This window comes from Pseudomonas sp. A214 (assembly GCF_900156295.1).
Classification (GTDB): Bacteria; Pseudomonadota; Gammaproteobacteria; order Pseudomonadales; family Pseudomonadaceae; genus Aquipseudomonas; species Aquipseudomonas rhizophila.
In genome coordinates this window covers 5,836,653-5,855,784 of the sequence record NZ_LT707062.1, presented here as the reverse complement: position 1 = coordinate 5,855,784, position 19,132 = coordinate 5,836,653, and the positions used below count along the sequence as shown (strand labels likewise).

Here is a 19,132-nt window from a genome sequence, read left to right as displayed (position 1 = left end):
TTGGGAAGCAGTTGGTGGGGCGGTTTTTCTGGCTCCGTTAACGATTCGATCTTCTCGATCGAAAGCGTCAAAAAGAGGTGTTGACAGCAGCGAGTAACGCTGTAGAATTCGCCTCCCGCTAACGAGAGATCGGAAGCGCAAGTGGTTGAAGTTGCAGAGGAAACTTTGAAAACTTCTTAAAATAACCGCTTGACAGATACACCGGGCGCTGTAGAATGCGCGCCTCGGTTGAGACGAAAGGCTCAACCCACCGCTCTTTAACAACTGAATCAAGCAATTCGTGTGGGTGCTTGTGGAGTCAGACTGCTAGTCAACAGATTATCAGCATCACAAGTTACTCCGCGAGAAATCAAAGATGTAACCAACGATTGCTGAGCCAAGTTTAGGGTTTTCTCAAAACCCAAAGATGTTTGAACTGAAGAGTTTGATCATGGCTCAGATTGAACGCTGGCGGCAGGCCTAACACATGCAAGTCGAGCGGTAGAGAGGTGCTTGCACCTCTTGAGAGCGGCGGACGGGTGAGTAAAGCCTAGGAATCTGCCTGGTAGTGGGGGATAACGCTCGGAAACGGACGCTAATACCGCATACGTCCTACGGGAGAAAGCAGGGGACCTTCGGGCCTTGCGCTATCAGATGAGCCTAGGTCGGATTAGCTAGTTGGTGAGGTAATGGCTCACCAAGGCGACGATCCGTAACTGGTCTGAGAGGATGATCAGTCACACTGGAACTGAGACACGGTCCAGACTCCTACGGGAGGCAGCAGTGGGGAATATTGGACAATGGGCGAAAGCCTGATCCAGCCATGCCGCGTGTGTGAAGAAGGTCTTCGGATTGTAAAGCACTTTAAGTTGGGAGGAAGAGCATTAACCTAATACGTTAGTGTTTTGACGTTACCGACAGAATAAGCACCGGCTAACTCTGTGCCAGCAGCCGCGGTAATACAGAGGGTGCAAGCGTTAATCGGAATTACTGGGCGTAAAGCGCGCGTAGGTGGTTCGTTAAGTTGGATGTGAAATCCCCGGGCTCAACCTGGGAACTGCATTCAAAACTGTCGAGCTAGAGTATGGTAGAGGGTGGTGGAATTTCCTGTGTAGCGGTGAAATGCGTAGATATAGGAAGGAACACCAGTGGCGAAGGCGACCACCTGGACTGATACTGACACTGAGGTGCGAAAGCGTGGGGAGCAAACAGGATTAGATACCCTGGTAGTCCACGCCGTAAACGATGTCAACTAGCCGTTGGGAGCCTTGAGCTCTTAGTGGCGCAGCTAACGCATTAAGTTGACCGCCTGGGGAGTACGGCCGCAAGGTTAAAACTCAAATGAATTGACGGGGGCCCGCACAAGCGGTGGAGCATGTGGTTTAATTCGAAGCAACGCGAAGAACCTTACCAGGCCTTGACATCCAATGAACTTTCCAGAGATGGATTGGTGCCTTCGGGAACATTGAGACAGGTGCTGCATGGCTGTCGTCAGCTCGTGTCGTGAGATGTTGGGTTAAGTCCCGTAACGAGCGCAACCCTTGTCCTTAGTTACCAGCACGTCGTGGTGGGCACTCTAAGGAGACTGCCGGTGACAAACCGGAGGAAGGTGGGGATGACGTCAAGTCATCATGGCCCTTACGGCCTGGGCTACACACGTGCTACAATGGTCGGTACAGAGGGTTGCCAAGCCGCGAGGTGGAGCTAATCCCACAAAACCGATCGTAGTCCGGATCGCAGTCTGCAACTCGACTGCGTGAAGTCGGAATCGCTAGTAATCGCGAATCAGAATGTCGCGGTGAATACGTTCCCGGGCCTTGTACACACCGCCCGTCACACCATGGGAGTGGGTTGCACCAGAAGTAGCTAGTCTAACCTTCGGGGGGACGGTTACCACGGTGTGATTCATGACTGGGGTGAAGTCGTAACAAGGTAGCCGTAGGGGAACCTGCGGCTGGATCACCTCCTTAATCGACGACCGCAGCTGCTTCATGAGCTCCCACACGAATTGCTTGATTCATTGAAGAAGACGATTGGGTCTGTAGCTCAGTTGGTTAGAGCGCACCCCTGATAAGGGTGAGGTCGGCAGTTCGAATCTGCCCAGACCCACCAATTTCATGGTGTTCCCTGTAGAAATACGGGGCCATAGCTCAGCTGGGAGAGCGCCTGCCTTGCACGCAGGAGGTCAGCGGTTCGATCCCGCTTGGCTCCACCATTACAGATTGGCACCAACGTTTAAAGCTTAGAAATGAGCATTCCACCAAGACGGTGCTGAATGTTGATTTCTAGTCTTTTGATTAGATCGTTCTTTAAAAATTTGGGTATGTGATAGAAAGATAGACTGGACGTTACTTTCACTGGTAACGGATCAGGCTAAGGTAAAATTTGTGAGTTGCTCTTAGAGCATGCGAATTTTCGGCGAATGTCGTCTTCACAGTATAACCAGATTGCTTGGGGTTATATGGTCAAGTGAAGAAGCGCATACGGTGGATGCCTTGGCAGTCAGAGGCGATGAAAGACGTGGTAGCCTGCGAAAAGCTTCGGGGAGTCGGCAAACAGACTTTGATCCGGAGATGTCTGAATGGGGGAACCCAGCCATCATAAGATGGTTATCTTGTACTGAATACATAGGTGCAAGAGGCGAACCAGGGGAACTGAAACATCTAAGTACCCTGAGGAAAAGAAATCAACCGAGATTCCCTTAGTAGTGGCGAGCGAACGGGGACTAGCCCTTAAGTGGCTTTGAGATTAGCGGAACGCTCTGGAAAGTGCGGCCATAGTGGGTGATAGCCCTGTACGCGAAAATCTCTTAGTCATGAAATCGAGTAGGACGGAGCACGAGAAACTTTGTCTGAATATGGGGGGACCATCCTCCAAGGCTAAATACTACTGACTGACCGATAGTGAACTAGTACCGTGAGGGAAAGGCGAAAAGAACCCCGGAGAGGGGAGTGAAATAGATCCTGAAACCGTATGCGTACAAGCAGTGGGAGCCCACTTTGTTGGGTGACTGCGTACCTTTTGTATAATGGGTCAGCGACTTATTTTCAGTGGCGAGCTTAACCGAATAGGGGAGGCGTAGCGAAAGCGAGTCTTAATAGGGCGTCTAGTCGCTGGGAATAGACCCGAAACCGGGCGATCTATCCATGGGCAGGTTGAAGGTTGGGTAACACTAACTGGAGGACCGAACCGACTACCGTTGAAAAGTTAGCGGATGACCTGTGGATCGGAGTGAAAGGCTAATCAAGCTCGGAGATAGCTGGTTCTCCTCGAAAGCTATTTAGGTAGCGCCTCATGTATCACTGTAGGGGGTAGAGCACTGTTTCGGCTAGGGGGTCATCCCGACTTACCAAACCGATGCAAACTCCGAATACCTACAAGTGCCGAGCATGGGAGACACACGGCGGGTGCTAACGTCCGTCGTGAAAAGGGAAACAACCCAGACCGTCAGCTAAGGTCCCAAAGTTATGGTTAAGTGGGAAACGATGTGGGAAGGCTTAGACAGCTAGGAGGTTGGCTTAGAAGCAGCCACCCTTTAAAGAAAGCGTAATAGCTCACTAGTCGAGTCGGCCTGCGCGGAAGATGTAACGGGGCTCAAACCATACACCGAAGCTACGGGTATCACTTAGGTGATGCGGTAGAGGAGCGTTCTGTAAGCCTGTGAAGGTGAGTTGAGAAGCTTGCTGGAGGTATCAGAAGTGCGAATGCTGACATGAGTAACGACAATGGGTGTGAAAAACACCCACGCCGAAAGACCAAGGTTTCCTGCGCAACGTTAATCGACGCAGGGTTAGTCGGTCCCTAAGGCGAGGCTGAAAAGCGTAGTCGATGGAAAACAGGTTAATATTCCTGTACTTCTGGTTATTGCGATGGAGGGACGGAGAAGGCTAGGCCAGCTTGGCGTTGGTTGTCCAAGTTTAAGGTGGTAGGCTGGAATCTTAGGTAAATCCGGGATTCTAAGGCCGAGAGCTGATGACGAGTTACCCTTTGGGTGACGAAGTGGTTGATGCCATGCTTCCAAGAAAAGCTTCTAAGCTTCAGGTAACCAGGAACCGTACCCCAAACCGACACAGGTGGTTGGGTAGAGAATACCAAGGCGCTTGAGAGAACTCGGGTGAAGGAACTAGGCAAAATGGCACCGTAACTTCGGGAGAAGGTGCGCCGGTGAGGGTGAAGCACTTGCTGCGTAAGCCCACGCCGGTCGAAGATACCAGGCCGCTGCGACTGTTTATTAAAAACACAGCACTCTGCAAACACGAAAGTGGACGTATAGGGTGTGACGCCTGCCCGGTGCCGGAAGGTTAATTGATGGGGTTAGCTAACGCGAAGCTCTTGATCGAAGCCCCGGTAAACGGCGGCCGTAACTATAACGGTCCTAAGGTAGCGAAATTCCTTGTCGGGTAAGTTCCGACCTGCACGAATGGCGTAACGATGGCGGCGCTGTCTCCACCCGAGACTCAGTGAAATTGAAATCGCTGTGAAGATGCAGTGTATCCGCGGCTAGACGGAAAGACCCCGTGAACCTTTACTATAGCTTTGCACTGGACTTTGAATTTGCTTGTGTAGGATAGGTGGGAGGCTTTGAAGCGTGGACGCCAGTTCGCGTGGAGCCATCCTTGAAATACCACCCTGGCAACTTTGAGGTTCTAACTCAGGTCCGTTATCCGGATCGAGGACAGTGTATGGTGGGTAGTTTGACTGGGGCGGTCTCCTCCTAAAGAGTAACGGAGGAGTACGAAGGTGCGCTCAGACCGGTCGGAAATCGGTCGTAGAGTATAAAGGCAAAAGCGCGCTTGACTGCGAGACAGACACGTCGAGCAGGTACGAAAGTAGGTCTTAGTGATCCGGTGGTTCTGTATGGAAGGGCCATCGCTCAACGGATAAAAGGTACTCCGGGGATAACAGGCTGATACCGCCCAAGAGTTCATATCGACGGCGGTGTTTGGCACCTCGATGTCGGCTCATCACATCCTGGGGCTGAAGCCGGTCCCAAGGGTATGGCTGTTCGCCATTTAAAGTGGTACGCGAGCTGGGTTTAGAACGTCGTGAGACAGTTCGGTCCCTATCTGCCGTGGACGTTTGAGATTTGAGAGGGGCTGCTCCTAGTACGAGAGGACCGGAGTGGACGAACCTCTGGTGTTCCGGTTGTCACGCCAGTGGCATTGCCGGGTAGCTATGTTCGGAAAAGATAACCGCTGAAAGCATCTAAGCGGGAAACTTGCCTCAAGATGAGATCTCACTGGGACCTTGAGTCCCCTGAAGGGCCGTCGAAGACTACGACGTTGATAGGTGGGGTGTGTAAGCGCTGTGAGGCGTTGAGCTAACCCATACTAATTGCCCGTGAGGCTTGACCATATAACACCCAAGCAATTTGTTGACCCGATACAGGGCACCAGATTGCGGTGTGTGAAGACGCTATGAACCGAAAGTTCGCACAACACACAAACCTATCGCATACCCATTTGCTGGAACGTGACCGCAAGGCACGCGCTGGCTACCGAATTTCTTGACGACCATAGAGCATTGGAACCACCTGATCCCATCCCGAACTCAGCAGTGAAACGATGCATCGCCGATGGTAGTGTGGGGTTTCCCCATGTGAGAGTAGGTCATCGTCAAGATTAAATTCCGAAACCCCTATCTGCTGACGCAGGTAGGGGTTTTGTTTTGCCCGCAATAAAATTGCGCCGAGGCTCGGAATAAATTTGCACAGTTATTTTCAAGCCAGCGAACTAGAATAGCCTCCACCTTAGTTGAGCCAGAGCTCTTTATGCCCGATCCGTTTGACGCCCCTCGGTTGTCAGATCTGCCGTTGGATGACTTGGTGGCGTGCCATGAGTGCGACCTGTTGATGCGCAAGCCCCAGCTGGCCCATGGCGAAAAAGCCGAATGCCCTCGCTGTGGGTATGAGCTCTACGCTCACCGACACAATGTGGTCGAACGCAGCCTTGCATTGGTCATTGCCGCTCTGCTGTTGTATGTGCCGGCGAACTTTTTACCCATCATGCAGCTCAATTTGCTCGGCCAATCCTCCCAGGACACCGTTTGGAGTGGTGTGGTCGGCCTGTTCAATACCGGCATGCAAGGTGTATCGGTGGTGGTTTTCCTGTGCAGCATGGGTATTCCGCTGCTTAAACTGCTTTGCCAATTGGCCGTGTTACTGACCATTCGCTGGAATATCGGCCGTAGCTACGGCTTATTGCTCTATCGCATTTATCACCATTTACGCGACTGGGGCATGCTGGAGGTTTACCTCATGGGTGTGCTGGTGGCCATCGTCAAGTTGGCAGACATGGCGGCCATTACCGTGGGGCTTGGTCTGGCGTGTTTTATCAGTTTGTTGCTCGTCCAGGTCTGGCTGGAGGTGGTGATGTCGCCGCATCAGATCTGGCAAGCGTTATCAGGAGAGGACGCTCATGCGGGCGATTGATGCGGGTATTTTGATCTGCACAGAATGCCACGAGCTAAACCGGCAGGAAGCTGACGTCGATACACAAACCTGTACCCGCTGCGGCGCCCTGGTTCATCCTCGTCGCCCAAACAGCTTGATGCGGACCTGGGCGTTATTGGTCACTGCCGCGATTCTCTACATTCCGGCCAACATGCTACCGATCATGACCATCAACTCGTTGGGGCAAGGGGCTCCGAGCACCATCATGGCCGGGGTCATCGAGCTGGTTCAGCACGGGATGATTCCGATTGCCGCCGTGGTGTTCATCGCCAGTATCGTCGTTCCGACTTTCAAGTTGGTAGGCATCGCCTTGCTGCTGTTTTCCGTGCAACGGCACCAGCCCATGTCTGCGCGGCAACGCATCCTTATGTACCGTTTTATCGAGTTCATTGGGCGCTGGTCGATGCTGGATATTTTTGTGATCGCCATATTGGTGGCGGTAGTGAATTTCGGTCGACTCGCCAGTGTCGAAGCCGGTCTTGGTGCAATTGCTTTTGCCAGCGTAGTGATTTTGACAATGATTGCCGCAGTAACCTTCGATCCCCGACTGATTTGGGATAACACGGAGTCGGATGACGACCATGACTGATTTGCCTACCGCTAAAACCCGACCGGCTTCGAACTGGTCCGCAATTTGGGTCTTGCCGCTGATTGCCTTGATTATCGGCGGCTGGCTCGGCTGGCGGGCCTATAACGAAACCGGCATCGAGATCAACGTGCGCTTTGAAAGCGGCGAGGGTATTCAGGTCAACAAGACTGAAGTCGTCTACAAGGGTATGCCGGTTGGCAAAGTGAAGTCCCTCAAGCTCGATGACGAAGGCACCTCGAAAGGCGTGGTCGCGACCATTGAGATGAACAAGGACGTCGAGCAATACCTCAAGACCGGGACACGCTTCTGGTTGGTCAAGCCGAGCGTGACCCTGGCCGGCATCACCGGCCTGGAAACCCTGGTTTCCGGTAACTACGTGGCTATCAGCCCGGGGGAAGGGGAGCCGATCCGTAAATTCAAGGCCCTGGCCGAAGAGCCGCCGCTCTCGGACGCCAAGCCTGGTTTGCACCTGACCCTCAAGGCCGAGCGCCTGGGCTCGCTGAACCGTGGCAGCCCGGTGTTCTATAAACAGATTCAGGTCGGGCAGGTGAAAAGCTACCTGCTATCGGAGGATCAGAGCACGGTCGAAATCAAAATCTATATCGAACCGACTTATGCCGGCCTGGTGCGTAAACATACGCGTTTCTGGAATGCCAGCGGCATCAGCATCGATGCCAATCTGTCGGGCGTCAAAGTGCGCAGCGAATCCCTGGCGAGCATCGTGGCCGGTGGTATCGCGTTCGCCACGCCGGAGAGTCGCAAAGACAGTCCGCCCACAGACCCGAGCCTGCCGTTTCGTCTTTATGAAGACTTCGACGCTGCCGCTGCCGGCATCCGCGTGAAGGTCAAGCTCAGCGACTTCGAAGGGTTACAGTCCGGTCGTACTCCGGTGATGTACAAAGGCATTCAGGTCGGCAGCCTGAAGAACCTCAAGGTCGATCCGGATCTGTCCAGCGCTACCGCTGAATTGACCCTAGACCCACTGGCCGAAGATTACCTGGTGACCGGCACCCAGTTCTGGGTGGTCAAGCCGTCGATCTCGCTGGCGGGGATTACGGGCCTTGAGGCATTGGTCAAAGGTAACTACATCGCCATACGTCCCGGCGACAAGGGAGGCGCGCCGCAGCGCGAGTTTGAAGCCAGGCCGAAGGCGCCACCTCTGGACTTGCGTTCGCCCGGGCTGCACCTGGTCCTGCTCACTGAAAACCTGGGTTCGCTGGAGGTCGGCAGTCCGATTCTCTACAAACAGGTCAAGGTTGGATCGGTGCAGAGCTACCAGTTCTCCCGCAAGAAAAAGCAGTTGATCATTGGTGTGCACATCGAGAAGGAATACGAAGGTCTGGTCAACGGATCGACCCGGTTCTGGAATGCCAGCGGGATTACGCTCACGGGTGGTTTGACGGGGGGGATCCAGGTCAAGAGCGAATCCTTGCAAAGCCTGATGGCCGGCGGCATTTCTTTCGAGACGCCGGAACCCAATGTGCCGTTGAAAAGGCGCATCCCACGGTTCCGCCTGCATGCAGACCGCGAAGCCGCGCAACAGAAAGGCACAATGGTGACGATCAAGGTCGATCGCGCCGACGGTTTGCGCAGCGGCACGCCGATTCGTTTCAAAGGGCTGGATGTGGGCAAGATCGAGGACGTGGACCTCAGCGCCGACATGCAATCTATCCTGCTCACCGCACGTATCACCGAAGTGCCGGAGCGTATTGCTCGGGTCGGCTCCCAGTTCTGGGTGGTCAAGCCCGAACTGGGGCTGATGAAGACCTCGAACCTGGAGACGCTGGTGACCGGGCAGTACATCGAAGTACAGCCACCGGTGAAAAACCTGGGGCCGCAGAAAAACTTCGTGGCCCTCGCCAGCCCACCGCAAAACGCCGTCCCTGAAGCCGGTCTGAGCCTGGTGTTGAGCGCCGCTCGCCGTGGTTCGTTGAAGACCGGCGTGCCGGTGACGTATCGCGAGATTACCGTGGGCAAGGTCACCGGCTATGAATTGGGCCAGACGGCGGACCGTGTGCTGGTCCATATCCTGATCGAGCCCAAGTACGCGCCATTGGTGCGCAGCGGCACGCGATTCTGGAATACCAGTGGCTTCGGCATGGACTTCGGGTTGTTCAAAGGCGCGACAGTGCGGACTGAGTCGCTGGAGACGCTGATCCAGGGCGGCATCGCTTTTGCCACCCCGGATGGCGAGCGGATGGGCAACCCGGCGCGACCGGAGCAGACCTTCCCCTTGTTCGATCAGTTTGAAGAGGAGTGGCTGACCTGGGCGCCGAAGATCAAGCTGGGTAAGTGATCAGGGGGCAATCAGTCTGTTCTGACGCCATCGCGAGCAGGCTCGCTCCCACGAAGTGTCATCTGATTGCGACGCTAAACCTGTGGGAGCGAGCCTGCTCGCGACAATCCTAAAAAGCCCAATGAAAAAGGCCGCGATCCATTGGATCGCGGCCTTTTTTGTGTCCGGCTATTTACCTCAAACCGGATCCAGCTCCGGCTCGTCGGCCTGCACGTTCACCGTGGCTTTCACCGCATCGTGACGGCGGATGTACTTCCAGTCCGCCTCGTCGATGTAGATGCCGTTGGGGCCGCTGCCGCCTTCCAGGTCGATGGCGACGCTGGCGCAGACTTGCGGTTTCACACTGGCCAGGATCGGCACAAAACCCAGCTGCAAGCTGGTTTCCAGCAGCGCGGCCTGGTTTTTCTCGTCGATGTCTGCCGCTTCGTCAAGGTAGTACGGCAGACGCACGCGACCGGCCTGTTCGCGGTCCATCAGGTGCAGCAACAAATACATGTTGGTCAGCGCCTTGATGGTCATCGTGGTGCCGTTGGACGCCGCGCCATCGATATCGGTGTGGATCACGGGCTGGCCGTTGACCTTGGTGATCTCGAAGGCGAGTTCGAACAGGTCCTTGAGGCCGAGCTGGTTGTGGTTGGCCGCCACCAGGCGGGCCAGGTATTCCTTGGCCTCTTCGTTCTTGTTGTCCTGCTCGGCGCTCTGGCTGAGGTCGAACACCGACAGGGTCTCGCCTTCCTCGTACTGGCCGGCGCTGTGGATGATCTGGTCGATGTGCTTGAGCGCTTCCTTGTTCGGCGCCAGGACGATCCGGAAGCTCTGCAGGTTGGACACCTGACGCTTGTTGATCTCGCGGTTGAACAGCGCCAGTTGATGCTCGAGGCTGTCGTAGTCGCTGCGGATGTTGCGCAGGGTCCGGGCAATGTCAGTCACCGCCGCACGCCGTGCCTTGCCCAGGGTCAGGGCTTCGTCGGTACGGTGGGCATAGGCATTGATCAACAGTTGCAGGCGGCGCTCCATGTCGTCTTCGCTGTCGAACTTGGCCACACCCTTGAGGCGCACCTGGGCGTACAGTGCTTCGATCTGGCCATCGACCCGCAACAGACCCTGCCAGCTGTCCTGGTAGTCATTGAGCAATGGCAGCAGGTTGTCCATGGAGTCGTCGACCGGGTCCATGAACGGTGTGCCGAACGGCAGGTCCGCTGGCAACAATTGACGACGGCGCAGGGCGTCGTCGAGGGTACGTTGCTTGGCTTCCATGTCGGCGATCTGCCGGCCCACCAGTTGCAACTTGGCGGACAACTGCTGGACACGTTCGGTGAAGGCATCGCTGGAGCGCTTGAGTTCGTCCTGGGCGGCTTCCATCTGCGCCAGTTGCTCAAGCTTTTCGCCTTCCTCGGCACTCAGGGTCTGGGTGCGGCGGAAGTCTTCCAGGGCTTTCTGCGCATCCAGAACCTGCTGGTACAGCGCCTCGGTCTGGGTCTTGCTCGCGGCGCGGTCGGCGGCCACCGCTTGCTGGGTCTTGAGCTGCTTGAGTTCTTTTTCCAGGCGTTCTTTCTGGTCTCGCAGTGCGGCGCGGTCGGCCAGGGCTTGCAGGGCCGGCGGTTCGATGTGGGACAGGTCGATGGACAGGCCCGGTACTTCGAAACGCTCACCTTTGAAGCCGTCGAGGATCAGCTCCATGGATTTGACCCACTCGCCGTTCTCGTCCAGCGCGATACCGTGCTCGCCCAGCGGCAGGCTGAACAGCGCACTGTTGAACAGGCGCATCAGGCGTTCAACGTCCTGTTGCGAGAATTCTTCCCGCAGGCGGGCGTAGCTGTTGTTATCGGCGTGATCGAGTTGCTGCTTGACCGACTTCAGGCGTTTTTCCAGATCCCGCAGGCGCTCATCCAGGTCTTCGGCGCTGAACTGCCGGGACTGGGCCAGGGCACCGGCCAGTTCGTCGTGGGCATCCTTGGCCGCGAGCAGTTGTTGCTCGAGGACCTTGACGTCATCCACCAGGGCAAAGCGGTTCTTGAGCACCGACAGTTCGCCAATCCAGCGCTGGATACCGCTGATTTCCCGTTCCAGGCGCATCAACTCCTGAGTGCCGCCGCGCTGGTCGTTCTGCAGCGAATCCTGCTCGTTGCGGTAGTGTTCGGCCTGGATGGTCAGCTCTTCCTTGCGCGCACTGGCGTAGTCCGACCAGGTGCCCAGCAGCGAGTCGAGCAACGGTGACAGACGATGCAGTTTGCCGCGCAGTACATCGCGCTGCTTCACGCCATTGGCCAGGGCCTCCACCAGCGGACCGGCAGCCACCAGGGAGTTGTAGTCCTGCTCCATGCGTCGTACATCACGGAAGGCTTCTTCACACGCGGCGATGTAATCCACGCTACCGGAACGCAGGCTGTGCTCGAACGCGTCGAGGAACAGTTGCTTGAGCTTGGCCGCAGTAATTTCGCGCATGTGCAACAGGTTGATGAACAGCGCGCGGAAAGTCTTGAGGCTTTGCTCGCTAGTGGAGCGCAGCGGGATCAGCGTCAGGTCCAGCGGAATCGAGGTATGACCGCCCACCAGCAGGCGCCGCAGTTCATCAGGCTTGAGTTCGTAGGCTTTGAGGCCTTCGCGCTCCAGGTTGGTGAACAGCTCTTTCTGACGCAGGCAGGTGTCGTCTTTCTGATAATGGGCCAGGTCCAGCTTGCCGGCGTAGGCAAAGAACTGGTGGCCGAAACCGCCGCCGGGGCCGCGCCCGACCACACCGATCACGTGCGGGCCGTGGGGCAGGGCGACTTCCACCAGGATGTAGCTGGTGTCCGAGGCAAAGTAGAACCGCCGGGATTGCTCCAGGCTGTACTTGCCGAAGCTCATGTCCGACATGCGCGCCAGGATCGGGAACTGCAAGGCGTTGATCGACGCGGATTTACCGAGGTTGTTCGCGCCGTACACCGACAGCGGTTCTTCCAGCGGGAACAGGCCCAGGCTGTAGCCGGCGGTGTTCAAAAGGGCAAAGCGGCGGATGCCGTAGCGTTCCTTGCTCATGCGTCGGTCTCCTGTTCTTCGGCAATGGCACGGGCCAGTGCGTCTTCTTCGCTTTCACCTTCGAATTCGCTCAGATCCAGCGGATCATCGGTTTGCAGCAACTTTTCGTCGCTGTCTTCGTCGATCAGTACCGGTGCAGGCAACGGCAGCACGCTGTGCAGGCTGGCGGCCAGGTCGCGGTCCTGCTGGACCGACAGGCAGACGTCGAGGAAACGGTGCATCGGTGGCAGGAAGCGGTAGACACCGTTCTCTTCGCCGGCAAAACCCAGTTGGGTCATGCGGCGCATGATTTTTTCTTCCAGCTCTTCCTGGGTCTGCACTTCGGCCTGAAGGAACAGGTCGCGGTACTTTTCCAGAAGCGAGGGCAGCTCATCGCGGCCCAGGCTACCACCGTCGAGCACGGCAATCGGGTCGCGGCCCTGGTCGGCCAGGTGCTCGACGAGGATGAAGGTGAACAGCGCCAGGCGTTGGGCGGTCTTGTTCACCGCAGCGGCGGCGAGGTCCGGCACGAAGTAGTAGAAACCACGGGTGTCGCACACCAGTTCGAAACCCAGGGCCTTGAACAGCGTGCGGTACTGGTCCTGGAAGTTCGACAGTTGTGCGTACAGCTCCGGGTCGCGGCGGCTGACGTGGTAACCCTTGAACAGCTCGCGAAAAATCGGCGCCAGTTGGGACAGTTCGGATAGATCAAGATGCATGGGGGATGCTCGCAGAATCCTCGGCGGCGGTGTCGCGGGCCGAGAGCAGGGCGAAGGAGCGCAGGCTGACCTGATGCTCGTGAGTGTGGTAGTCGCGGCGTTCCAGACGCTCGCGCTTGAAACGTTTTTCCCGCGACAGACGCGAGAACCAGTACAGCAATTCGTCGGTGGCGCCGTCCGGCTCCTGCTCCAGCAACCAGGTCATCAGGTCCGGCATTGGCAGCGCGTCTTCGCAACGCTCGACCATCTCGCGTACGGTGCGTGGCGCGCGAGGAGCCTCGCCGCCCTTGTGGGTCTTGTGGGACTTGGGGAAGCGCGCCGGTTTCGGTTCGAAACGGGCCAGGGCATACACGTAGGCTTCGACCTGACTGGCGCTGCCCAGGAAGGTGCTTTGCGGGCGGGTGAACAGCGGCATGGCGGCTTGGGGCACGGCATCGAGGCCTTTGCGCCGAATGGCGGCCAGGGCCAGGGCGGCGCCACGGGTCACCGCGTTGTGACGGCGGGCCTCTTCGCGTAGCGGCAGGAGCAATTCGCGGGCATGGCGCAGGGTCAACTGGGCGCTGGTCTGCATCTCGAGGATGCGCGCGTGGGTGCGCAGCAGCATGTCATCGTCCACCAGGTGGCCGAGGCGCTGCTGTTCGGTGAGCATGCGCAACAGCACATTCTCGACCTTGCGCACGCCTTGCTCGAACGCACCGTCGGCGTTCACCAACTGGATCATCGGTTCGACGTATTCATCCCAGGTCGCCAGTACTTCGGCGTAGCGCTGGCGCAACGGAATCTGCCGGTCGCTGGTCTTGGCCCGTTCGGCCACCGCTACCAGGGCCTGTTCGTCGTTGGCGAGTTTCTTGAGTACGTCGCGCACGCGCATGTCCAGCAGGCGCAACTGGCGGGCCAGGTCGTTGCCGTCGCGAATGTCGAACGCGTCCTGGATGTAGCCGGCCAGGCGCTCGAGGTGGCGCAGGTAGGCTTCGATCTCCAGGCACAGGCCCAGACGGTGTTCGCGGCGCAGGTAGGCGAGGAAGTCATGGATCTGGGCGTTGAGCTCGAAACGGTTCGGGCTTTTCGCCACCGGTACGAGGATGTCCAGGCGGATCCACACGTCCAACAGGTTGGTGATGTCCTGGGGCGTGCTGTCCAGTTGTTGGGCGGCCAATTGTGAACGCAATTCGTTGAGGCTCAGGGTGCCCTGGTCGAAGTGCTCGCACAAAGGTTCCAGCAATGCCCAGTGTTCAGCGAGGGCGCGCAAGACGCGCTTGGGTTCGATCATCGCAATGGCCGTCGGGTTGGCAATTAAAAGGGGCGATTGTACTGCATCAGGCCGGTTGCGATTCACCCCTGAGACGGACTGTCGGTTGAATCGCTCAACTATTGATTCAACAGGGAAGCGATCTCTCTCGAAGGGCGGTAGAATCCCTTCCACTTTCAGTTATCCACAAGTGGCCGACCCTTGCTTATCGAGTCCCGCCGCCGCGCCTATCTGACCGCCATGCAGGTGGTCAACTGGCTGCCGCGTACCGAATTGCCGTTTGCCGCCCCGTCGCGGCCCGAGCTGCTGGAAACGCCCGAGCCGCTGGATATCGAGCCGGTCGTGAGCGCGCCCGTGGCCAGGACGGTTGCCGAGCCGGTGGCGCCTGTGGTCGAACGGCCGAAGATCGAGGTTCCGCGCCCGAGCCTGGCTTCGACCCGCACCAACGCCAAACCGGTAGAGGCCGCCGATGAGACCCCGGCCCCGGTCAAGACCCCTTACGTCGCACCGCCGCGTTTCGCGCTGCAACTGCTACGGGCAGGACGTTGCCTGCTACTGGTGGAACTGCCCACGGGCGAACCGTTTCAAAGCCGCGATCCGGCGTATCTGCTGCTCAAGGACATGCTGCGCGCCGCCGGTCTGCCGGACAGCCCACAGATCATTGGCGAGCCGGTGCGCTGGCCGTTGTTGTCTCGCGGGACCATGGACCAGGGACCAGAAGCGGCGCGGGATTTTGTCCAGGGTTTCGTCTCGGCGCGGCTTGAGGATGAGCCCTGCGTGTGCCTGTGGCTGATAGGCCTGCCGGCGGTGAAATTTGCTGGTGAGGTGGATGCTGAAGCGTTCAATCGCGAACTGCAGGTCGAAGGCCTGGGCTCGGCCTGGGCGTTGCCCGGCCTGGAATTGTTAATGGAGACGCCACAGCGCAAGGCTGATGTCTGGCAAGCCATGCGCCGGCTGATGGCGCGTTGGAAAGAATCGAATGAGTGACGCTGTATCGTTCCGCCCGATGACCGAGGCGGACCTCGACGCTGTGCTGAAAATAGAATATGCGGCCTACAGCCACCCCTGGACCCGAGGGATCTTTCTCGACGGGCTGGGCAAGTACCAGATCTGGCTGATGTTCGAAGGCCAGCAGCAAGTGGGCCACGGCGTGGTGCAGATCATTCTGGATGAAGCGCACTTGCTCAACATCACCGTCAAACCGGAAAACCAGGGGCGCGGCTTGGGTTTGCGGCTGCTGGAGCATCTTATGTCCATTGCCTACAAGGCCGAGGCTCGGGAGTGCTTCCTGGAAGTGCGTGACAGCAACCGCACAGCGTTCCGGCTGTATGAGCGCTATGGCTTCAATGAAGTCGGCCGTCGCCGCGATTACTACCCCGCGGTGGGCGGACGCGAAGATGCGGTGGTCATGGCGTGTACCTTGGTGGACTGAACTTGCCACATCGAGGTTAACCGCAACGCCGTCATCGCGAGCAAGCTCGCTCCCACAGGGAGCTTGGCGGTGTGCATCAAATTTGCGCTCGAACACAAAACCCTGTGGGAGCGAGCTTGCTCGCGATGACGGCGGCACATTCAACCCCAGTGCAAACTGATCCACCGCTATCGCGAGCAGGCTCGCTCCCACATTGGATCTGCATCGCTCAAGACATTGGGTTATGACGCAGAACCTGTGGGAGCGAGCCTGCTCGCGATGGCGTCAGCTCGATCGACACTTACCGCTTGCCATCCAACGGATCGATATCGGCCATTTCCGCTTCGTCGAGCCCGTCACCCCCGCCAATGTCATTTTCATCCACTACGCTCAGGTCCCAGTCCGCCCGTTTGTCGTCACCGGCTTCATGGGCGTCCCGGGCACCGTCTTCGCGGATCAGTGTTTCCGGGCTCATGTCGTCGTCGGTGGGTTCGTGATCATCCGTTGAAGCCCCTGTCAGCCCGGCTTCACGCACGCGTTCACGCGGCATCAACTGTTCGCGTTCATTTTCCGGCAGTTCGTCGCCGATTTTCGCGCTGGGCTCTTGTTCGTCGAATTCCAGTTCATGCATCGAGCCCATGCGGTCTTCGTTATCGTCGATGGGTTCCGGCTGGACCGCGTCGAAAGGACGTCGTGAATCATTCATGGCAATTCCTCATACTGTGGGGCTTACTGGGTGGACCCACAGCCGTGGCGAGAATTCCAACGGCATTCTGGACGTGACCTCGACGGGCGGTCGTCTGTCAAAGTTGCGCACTATTCTCGAGGGCTAGATAGCATGAACGAATTACAAGATCTGATTGATAACAACGCGCGCTGGGCCGATGCGATCAAGCAGGAAGATCCTGATTTCTTTTCCAAGCTGGCCCGTCAGCAAACCCCTGAGTATCTGTGGATCGGCTGTTCCGATGCGCGGGTGCCGGCCAACGAGATCGTCGGCATGCTGCCCGGCGATCTGTTTGTGCACCGTAACGTGGCCAACGTGGTGCTGCACACCGACCTCAACTGCCTGTCGGTGATCCAGTACGCGGTGGACGTGCTCAAGGTCAAACATATCCTGGTCACCGGGCATTACGGCTGTGGCGGCGTGCGTGCCTCGATGCAGGATCGTCAACTGGGTCTGATCGACGGCTGGCTGCGTTCGATTCGCGACCTGTACTACGAGCATCGCGAAACGTTGGCCCAATTGCCGACCGAAGAAGAGCGCGTGGATCGCTTGTGCGAGCTCAATGTGATCCAGCAGGTGGCCAATGTCGGCCACACCAGCATTGTGCAGAACGCTTGGCATCGCGGGCAGAAACTGTCGATTCACGGCTGTATCTACGGGATCAAGGACGGCCGCTGGAAAAGCCTGGACACGACGATCAGCGGTTTCGAGCAGTTGCCGCCGCAGTATCGGCTACGTCCGGTCGGCGCGCCCTGATTCGGCTCATTCAGTCGCGATGACAGCGGCGACGCCAGTGCCGCAGAAATTTCATCCCTCGCTCGTTGGGCGGTTCGTCATAGCCTGTGATCCAGCCATGACAGTTGGACGAACCGCACCGGCAGGCGAACTGTCGATACAATTTCTGCTCGGTACTGGCGTAATCCATCGTCAGGCAGTCACCTTCCTCGATGATGGTCAACGCCCATAACCACAGTTCGCTCATGTCCAGGAAAACGTTCGGGCTGCAGGAGTGCTGCAGCAATCCGGCGAAGCGCGGGTCATACATGTGGATGTCCGGCAGGATCTGCAGTGTATGCAGGCGTCGTCGGCTGACGATCAGTCCCGATACCTTGCACATCCTTTCCAACGGCGCAAACCGCTTGCGGGCGACGATGCCATTGCCGCGGCCGTTAGTCGTCTGGCGCACTTCGAAATCGCGCCTGGATGGATAACCCATGCGCGTGCTGAGTTGTTTCTCGGGGTAGATGCCGTCCCCGTTCGGTGAGGATGCGCTGTCTGCAAGGAAGGTGGTCATGACGGTCCCTGTCGCGTAGGACGCTCGGCCTTCTGGCGCTGGCGATCCTGCCAGCGATCATTGAAACCTGCCTAGCTTCGCGCAACCTTGAAACGACATCTACTGTCGACTCTGACAGGAGCCAAAGGCGCTTTCCTGCGTGAGCCCAGGCTTACGCAGGAAAGTCCTTGGGGTTTAAACCGCGTCAGGCAGCGCTGGCATGGGGACTTTCAATTGTGGAAGTTGTGATTTGATCGCCGGCTCCGCGCATTTTTTCGCCGCTTCGTCCGCAGACAGCTTGCGGATCGAGGTATAGAACAGCTCACAGGTTTCTTCCTTTTGCGTGACCTGCCAGGTCTGTGTGCATTGATTCAATTGCGCACTCGGATCGGTGCCCGGTTTGCTGCCCATGCCGGCTTGCCAGCATGCAGCGCTGAGGTCCTGACCCATGACTTTCAAACCTGCCGCATCCGCCTTGGCCTGATCACCGTTGTAGCTGTCAGGGTCGGCGGCATACCAGATGTAGCTCGGGTGGTTGGAGCCCAGGACCGGAACCTTGACACCCGCAGTCGGCGTAATGGTCGCCAGACCCAGCACGTCCACGGTCTGGCCGTACTGTGTCTTGATCCAGTTCCGCACGGGAGCGCCGAAGGCCACCATCGGCAGGGCGTCGCCGCTGGCGTTCTGGCTGACTTGCTTGACCATGGTGGTCTGGTAGTCATTGAAATAGTCGTAGACCCCGCCCAGCGCCTGGCCGGCATTGGATGGCGCCGCAATCGGTGCGATGTCGACAATGGTCTGGAAGGCCGGGGTCTGTTCGGCGGCGATGCCGTTGGCGGTCAGCAGCGTGGCCCAGCGATCGGTGGTGGCCGATTCCAGGTAGTCCTGCGCCTGGGTCAGGGAGTAATCCGGCGGGAAGTGCAGCAACTCAATGCTCTTGCGGTTCTCCAGGGCCATGCCCAGCGGCAGGAACAGGTACCAGTCGTAGGCCCATTTGTTATCGCTGTTGAGTTTGGTGGCGCCCTTGTATGCCAGGTCACCGGCATCCAGCAGCGCAGTCAACGGTTTGCCGTAGTCTTGCGGCACGCCGCTAATACTGGCGTAGACCTTATCGTTGTCGCTTTTGACGCTGACCTTGGCCGCGCTGTAGCCGTCACGCTGCACGCTTTGGGTCAGGTAATGCTCAACGGTCTGCTCCAGCGTCCAGTTGCGAAAACAAATGACGTTGCAGTTGTTGGGGTAGGCGAAGAGACGGGTGACGCGTTCGGTACTGCCCAACTGAACATCGATGTCGGCATGGGCGGCGGCACTGAAGGCCAGGGTGGCAAGAGAAAGTACGGCGAGTTTGGACATGCTCAGATCCTTTTCAGCGTGTGGACCCCTCGAACAGGGTGTAGCCATACTGAAACAGACCGGAGCGAAGAAAAAGTGGGCCGACGAA

Annotated in this window: 12 protein-coding genes, 2 tRNA genes and 3 rRNA genes; 11 read left to right on the top strand and 6 right to left on the bottom strand. The window is 57.8% G+C overall.

All coding sequences use genetic code 11. The annotated features are described in order from the left end of the window. The first annotated feature begins 412 nt into the window (after window positions 1-412). The 8 genes from BW979_RS26240 to BW979_RS26205 all read left to right on the top strand — a co-directional run bounded on the left by BW979_RS26240 (window position 413) and on the right by BW979_RS26205 (window position 9,315). Window positions 413-1,949, top strand: a 16S ribosomal RNA gene (locus tag BW979_RS26240). Window positions 1,950-2,014: 65 nt separating this feature from the next. Beyond that, window positions 2,015-2,091: transfer RNA gene (locus BW979_RS26235), tRNA-Ile, on the top strand. A 27-nt stretch (window positions 2,092-2,118) separates the two neighbouring features. Next, window positions 2,119-2,194 (top strand) — tRNA-Ala (locus BW979_RS26230). 248 nt (window positions 2,195-2,442) lie between these two features. Beyond that, window positions 2,443-5,334: ribosomal RNA gene (locus BW979_RS26225) — 23S ribosomal RNA — on the top strand. Between the two features lie 150 nt (window positions 5,335-5,484). Further along, window positions 5,485-5,600 (top strand): 5S ribosomal RNA (rrf, locus tag BW979_RS26220). The 16S, 23S and 5S rRNA genes sit together here with 2 tRNA genes alongside, the layout of an rRNA operon. A 149-nt stretch (window positions 5,601-5,749) precedes the next feature. Then, the gene (locus BW979_RS26215; protein ID WP_047229370.1) at window positions 5,750-6,409 is read left to right on the top strand and encodes a paraquat-inducible protein A; all 660 of its coding nucleotides are present in this window, start codon (window positions 5,750-5,752) and stop codon (window positions 6,407-6,409) included. Continuing rightward, window positions 6,396-7,019, top strand: coding sequence for a paraquat-inducible protein A (locus BW979_RS26210; protein WP_047229371.1), 624 nt, complete (start codon window positions 6,396-6,398; stop codon window positions 7,017-7,019). Before BW979_RS26215 ends, BW979_RS26210 begins: the two co-directional genes overlap by 14 nt. Then, window positions 7,012-9,315 carry a PqiB family protein gene (locus BW979_RS26205; protein ID WP_076386743.1) on the top strand — a complete coding sequence of 768 codons (2,304 nt, stop codon included), beginning with the start codon at window positions 7,012-7,014 and terminating at the stop codon, window positions 9,313-9,315. The genes BW979_RS26210 and BW979_RS26205 overlap by 8 nt, the downstream gene beginning before the upstream one ends. 177 nt (window positions 9,316-9,492) lie before the next feature. Here the strand turns inward: BW979_RS26205 and mksF are convergent, their stop codons facing one another. From mksF to mksB, 3 genes are read right to left on the bottom strand one after another with little or no spacing between them, the layout of a single operon-like run. Next, window positions 9,493-12,333 carry an Mks condensin complex protein MksF gene (gene mksF / locus BW979_RS26200; RefSeq protein WP_047229372.1) on the bottom strand — a complete coding sequence of 947 codons (2,841 nt, stop codon included), beginning with the start codon at window positions 12,331-12,333 and terminating at the stop codon, window positions 9,493-9,495. After that, entirely contained in the window at window positions 12,330-13,031 is a 702-nt protein-coding gene (gene mksE / locus BW979_RS26195; RefSeq protein WP_047229373.1) for an Mks condensin complex protein MksE, read from the bottom strand. The genes mksF and mksE overlap by 4 nt, the downstream gene beginning before the upstream one ends. Further along, a complete protein-coding gene (gene mksB, locus BW979_RS26190) occupies window positions 13,021-14,301 on the bottom strand; it encodes an Mks condensin complex protein MksB (protein WP_047229374.1) in 1,281 nt (426 codons plus the stop codon). The genes mksE and mksB overlap by 11 nt, the downstream gene beginning before the upstream one ends. Window positions 14,302-14,481: 180 nt before the next feature. Between mksB and BW979_RS26185 the strand changes: the two genes are divergently transcribed. Together BW979_RS26185 and rimI are read left to right on the top strand one after the other, a co-directional pair. After that, window positions 14,482-15,267, top strand: coding sequence for an energy transducer TonB (locus tag BW979_RS26185; RefSeq protein WP_076386332.1), 786 nt, complete (start codon window positions 14,482-14,484; stop codon window positions 15,265-15,267). Continuing rightward, the gene (gene rimI / locus BW979_RS26180; protein ID WP_047229376.1) at window positions 15,260-15,712 is read left to right on the top strand and encodes a ribosomal protein S18-alanine N-acetyltransferase; all 453 of its coding nucleotides are present in this window, start codon (window positions 15,260-15,262) and stop codon (window positions 15,710-15,712) included. The genes BW979_RS26185 and rimI overlap by 8 nt, the downstream gene beginning before the upstream one ends. 280 nt (window positions 15,713-15,992) lie before the next feature. Here rimI and BW979_RS26175 read toward each other — a convergent pair whose 3' ends face one another. Then, window positions 15,993-16,397, bottom strand: a complete 405-nt coding sequence (locus BW979_RS26175; RefSeq protein WP_076386330.1) for a serine kinase/phosphatase — start codon at window positions 16,395-16,397, stop codon at window positions 15,993-15,995. A 132-nt stretch (window positions 16,398-16,529) separates the two neighbouring features. On the opposite strand from BW979_RS26175, the gene can reads away from it, so the two are divergent. Then, window positions 16,530-17,174 (top strand): carbonate dehydratase, encoded by a 645-nt coding sequence (can, locus tag BW979_RS26170; protein ID WP_047229378.1) that lies wholly within the window; start codon window positions 16,530-16,532, stop codon window positions 17,172-17,174. Window positions 17,175-17,184: 10 nt separating this feature from the next. Here can and BW979_RS26165 read toward each other — a convergent pair whose 3' ends face one another. Further along, complete coding sequence (locus tag BW979_RS26165) at window positions 17,185-17,712, bottom strand: lysine methyltransferase (RefSeq protein ID WP_047229379.1); 528 nt, start codon at window positions 17,710-17,712, stop codon at window positions 17,185-17,187. A 174-nt stretch (window positions 17,713-17,886) separates the two neighbouring features. Beyond that, entirely contained in the window at window positions 17,887-19,044 is a 1,158-nt protein-coding gene (locus BW979_RS26160) for a hypothetical protein (protein WP_047229380.1), read from the bottom strand. Between the last annotated feature and the right edge of the window lie 88 nt (window positions 19,045-19,132).

Bases quoted from the DNA above. Each gene is read 5' to 3' on its own strand.
- BW979_RS26215 (WP_047229370.1), top strand. From the start codon at position 5,750: ATGCCCGATCCGTTTGACGCCCCTCGGTTGTCAGATCTGCCGTTGGAT.
- BW979_RS26210 (WP_047229371.1), top strand. From the start codon at position 6,396: ATGCGGGCGATTGATGCGGGTATTTTGATCTGCACAGAATGCCACGAG.
- BW979_RS26205 (WP_076386743.1), top strand. From the start codon at position 7,012: ATGACTGATTTGCCTACCGCTAAAACCCGACCGGCTTCGAACTGGTCC.
- mksF (WP_047229372.1), bottom strand. From the start codon at position 12,333: ATGAGCAAGGAACGCTACGGCATCCGCCGCTTTGCCCTTTTGAACACC.
- mksE (WP_047229373.1), bottom strand. From the start codon at position 13,031: ATGCATCTTGATCTATCCGAACTGTCCCAACTGGCGCCGATTTTTCGC.
- mksB (WP_047229374.1), bottom strand. From the start codon at position 14,301: ATGATCGAACCCAAGCGCGTCTTGCGCGCCCTCGCTGAACACTGGGCA.
- rimI (WP_047229376.1), top strand. From the start codon at position 15,260: ATGAGTGACGCTGTATCGTTCCGCCCGATGACCGAGGCGGACCTCGAC.
- BW979_RS26175 (WP_076386330.1), bottom strand. From the start codon at position 16,397: ATGAATGATTCACGACGTCCTTTCGACGCGGTCCAGCCGGAACCCATC.
- can (WP_047229378.1), top strand. From the start codon at position 16,530: ATGAACGAATTACAAGATCTGATTGATAACAACGCGCGCTGGGCCGAT.
- BW979_RS26165 (WP_047229379.1), bottom strand. From the start codon at position 17,712: ATGACCACCTTCCTTGCAGACAGCGCATCCTCACCGAACGGGGACGGC.
- BW979_RS26160 (WP_047229380.1), bottom strand. From the start codon at position 19,044: ATGTCCAAACTCGCCGTACTTTCTCTTGCCACCCTGGCCTTCAGTGCC.